This is a genomic window from Nocardia sp. bgisy118, assembly GCF_057708605.1.
In genome coordinates this window covers 1-658 of record NZ_JBYISM010000091.1, presented here as the reverse complement: position 1 = coordinate 658, position 658 = coordinate 1, and the positions used below count along the sequence as shown (strand labels likewise).

Here is a 658-nt window from a genome sequence, read left to right as displayed (position 1 = left end):
GTTGACGGTGGTCTTCGGCGCGGCTGCTTGGACCGGCCGTGTCGTGGTCACCCGCAGATACGGTCGCGTGCGCGAGAGCAACCGCAGATCGTCGAGCGTCAGCGGATTCACCAGGCCCGCTGATTGCGCGGTGAGCAGACTGACCTGCGAGGTGATCAGCGGGGTCAGCTCCTGGACCGACCGCACGAACGCGCCGGTGGCCGCGATCACCGGTAGTCCGGTCGCCTGCGCGGTGACGACCAGGCCGCGGCATGCGTTCGCGATCCGGCCGCCGACCACCGCCGCACGCGCGGCCAGAGCACCGTTGCCGCCCAGTACCGACAACCCGCCCGTGCCGGTGGCCAACACCCACGACACGCCTTCGACGGCGACGAACAGCGCCGCGAACTCACCGAGTTCGTGCAGGATTGTGCTGCGGGTGTCCTCGACAGCTTGGGCGTAGCCAGCCAACCCGTGCGCCAGCGTCATGAACTGCGCCGACAGGGTTTTGGCCTGGTTCTCCAGCAGGGTGATCTGGTCGAGGATCTGCTGAGCTTCCGGGGTCTGCTGACCGCTGACGGCATCGCGGGCGGGTTGGAAGTTCAGATGCGTGTTCAGCTGTTCAGCGCACCAACTCCACCCTGTCGCGGCGTCACGCAAGGTGTCGACCTTCGCATTC

At 67.5% G+C, this 658-nt stretch carries 1 pseudogene; it reads right to left on the bottom strand.

Annotation, left to right across the window (positions count from 1 at the left end):
- Positions 1-639 (bottom strand): annotated as a pseudogene (locus AC3EO7_RS37855) (hypothetical protein); the annotation flags it as partial.
- Between the last annotated feature and the right edge of the window lie 19 nt (positions 640-658).